Origin of the sequence: Georgenia sp. 311, assembly GCF_006151955.1 — a bacterium.
GTDB lineage: Bacteria > Actinomycetota > Actinomycetes > Actinomycetales > Actinomycetaceae > Oceanitalea > Oceanitalea wutianyii.
The window spans coordinates 38456-40798 of sequence record NZ_VDFS01000063.1 but is presented as its reverse complement, the minus strand read 5'-3'; the positions used below and the strand labels follow the sequence as shown (position 1 = coordinate 40798).

Sequence of the window (2343 nt, the reverse complement as noted above, 5' to 3'; positions counted from 1 at the left end):
CCCGGCGCGCGTGGTGTCTTCACCACGCGCGCCGGTGGCGTCTCCGGAGGGCGCTACGCCGCCCAGGACGGTGACGGCGGGCTCAACCTCGGCCCGCACGTCGGTGACGACGACGAGTCCGTCACCGCCAACCGTGCGCTCCTCGACCGCGCGCTCGGGCAGCGCGTCACCTGGATGAGCCAGGTGCACGGCGCCCGGGTCGTCACGGTCACCGCGCCCCCTGCCGCGGAGGCCGTGACCGCGGGGGAGTGCGACGCGCTCGTCGCCCTCCGCAACGGCCCCACGACGCCGGCGGTGGCCGTCATGGTCGCCGACTGCGTCCCCCTCCTCCTCGCCACGCCCGACGGCGCGCAGGTCGCCGCCGTCCACGTCGGCCGTCAGGGCATGGTCGGCGGCGTCGTCGCCGCGGCACTCGCGGAGCTCGGCGCCCGCGGCGCGGTGGTGGAGGACCTCTACGCGAGCCTCGGCCCGAGCATCTGCGGACGCTGCTACGAGGTGCCCGGCGAGATGCGCGAGGACGTCGCCAGCGCCGTGCCGGAGGCGTGCGCCGAGACCTCCTGGGGCACCCCCGCCCTCGACCTGCCCGCCGGTGTGGCCGCGCAGCTGCGCGCCGCCGGCGTGCGCCGCGTGCAGCGGCTGGACCTGTGCACCGCCGAGGACGAGCGGTTCTACTCCTACCGGCGCGACGGGCGCACCGGCCGTCTCGCCGGCGTCGTCCACCCCGCCTGACACCCGCGCGCGACACGCCGCGACTCGTCCGTGCCGAGGGGACGGCGCTGGTCTAGCGTCACATCACAGGAGCGGCACGAGGTGTGATCGCAGAGAGGACGGGAGCAGTCATGGCCGGAGCACTGCGCAAGACGATGGCGTACCTCGGACTGTCCGAGGACGAGGGTGACTATGTCGACGAGCTCGACGCCCCCCGTCACGAGGAGTCCGCCGTGGCAGAGCCGCGCGCCGAGCGCCACGACCGTCACGAGCGGCCGGTGCAGGTGACGCCGATGCGGGTCGTGCCCGCGCCCGAGCCGGTCGAGCACGACCTGCGCCGCATCAGCACGGTCCACCCGAGCACCTACAACGAGGCCAGGGTCATCGGCGAGGCGTTCCGCGACGGGACCCCCGTGATCATGAACCTCACCGGCATGAGCGAGACCGAGGCCAAGCGCATGGTGGACTTCTCCGCCGGGCTCGTCTTCGGGCTGCACGGCTCGATCGAGCGGGTGACCAACAGGGTCTTCCTGCTGTCCCCCGCGAGTGTCGAGGTGGCCGGCGCCGGTGAGCCCGACGGCGGCCCCGGCCGCCTGTTCAACCAGAGCTGACGTGGACCTGCTCTTCTCGATCGTCTACTTCCTGCTCCTGCTCTACCTTCTCGTCCTCATCGGGCGGCTCGTCCTCGACTGGGTGCAGGTCTTCGCCCGGGACTGGCGTCCGCGCGGCGTGCTCCTCGTCGTCGCGGAAGCCGTCTACACGCTCACCGACCCGCCGCTCAACTGGCTGCGTCGCTACATCCCCCCGCTCCGGCTCGGGGGGATCGCGCTCGACCTGGGGTTCATCATCCTGTTCCTCGGGGTGAGCATCGCGATGCGTGTCGCAGCCGCGCTGTCCCTGATGTGACGGCTCGCGGCGCGTATGCGCTCGCTCTAGTAACGTTCCGCTAACGTGGTCCCGTGAGCCGCGCGGGCGCTCACGACCGAACGACCGAACTACCGAGGTGACGACTATGGCGCTGCTCACAGCAGACGACGTGCTGAACAAGAAGTTTCAGCCGACGAAGTTCCGGGAGGGCTACGACCAGGACGAGGTCGACGACTTCCTGGACGAGGTCGTCAACACGCTGAGCTCCCTGAGCAACGAGAACGAGGAGCTCAAGGCGAAGCTCGCGGCCGCCGAGCGGCGGATCGCCGAGCTCAGCAGCGGCGAGCAGCCGCAGCAGCCCGCCGCCCCTGCTCCCGCCCCCGAGCCGGAGCCCGAGCCCGAGCCGGAGCCGGCCTTCGCGCCGCAGGCCGCGGCGCCGGTCGCCGAGGCCGCTGCTCCCGTCGAGAGCGGCGACGAGCCGACCTCCGCCACCGGGATGCTCGCCCTCGCCCAGCGCGTGCACGACGAGTACGTCAACAACGGCAAGCAGGAGGGTGACCGGATCCTCCACGAGGCCCGCACCGAGGCCGAGCGGATCGTCCGCGAGGCCGAGGACACCCACAACCGCACGCTCGCCCAGCTCGAGCAGGAGCGCTCGCTCCTCGAGCGCAAGATCGACGAGCTGCGCGTCTTCGAGCGGGACTACCGGACCCGCCTCAAGAGCTACCTCGAGTCGCTGCTCTCCGACGTCGAGGGCCGGGGCAACAT

At 72.2% G+C, this 2343-nt stretch carries 4 protein-coding genes; all 4 read left to right on the top strand.

The features are described 5' to 3' along the window. Nucleotides 1-729, top strand: a 729-nt coding sequence (gene pgeF / locus FHE66_RS13850; protein ID WP_139073658.1) for a peptidoglycan editing factor PgeF, incomplete at its 5' end; no start/stop codon positions are given. A 110-nt stretch (nucleotides 730-839) separates the two neighbouring features. Next, complete coding sequence (locus tag FHE66_RS13845; RefSeq protein WP_139073561.1) at nucleotides 840-1319, top strand: cell division protein SepF; 480 nt, start codon at nucleotides 840-842, stop codon at nucleotides 1317-1319. Between the two features lies 1 nt (nucleotide 1320). Continuing rightward, nucleotides 1321-1614, top strand: coding sequence for a YggT family protein (locus FHE66_RS13840; RefSeq protein WP_139073560.1), 294 nt, complete (start codon nucleotides 1321-1323; stop codon nucleotides 1612-1614). A 106-nt stretch (nucleotides 1615-1720) separates the two neighbouring features. Then, nucleotides 1721-2343: DivIVA domain-containing protein (locus FHE66_RS13835; RefSeq protein WP_139073657.1), on the top strand; the 623-nt coding region annotated here is incomplete at its 3' end.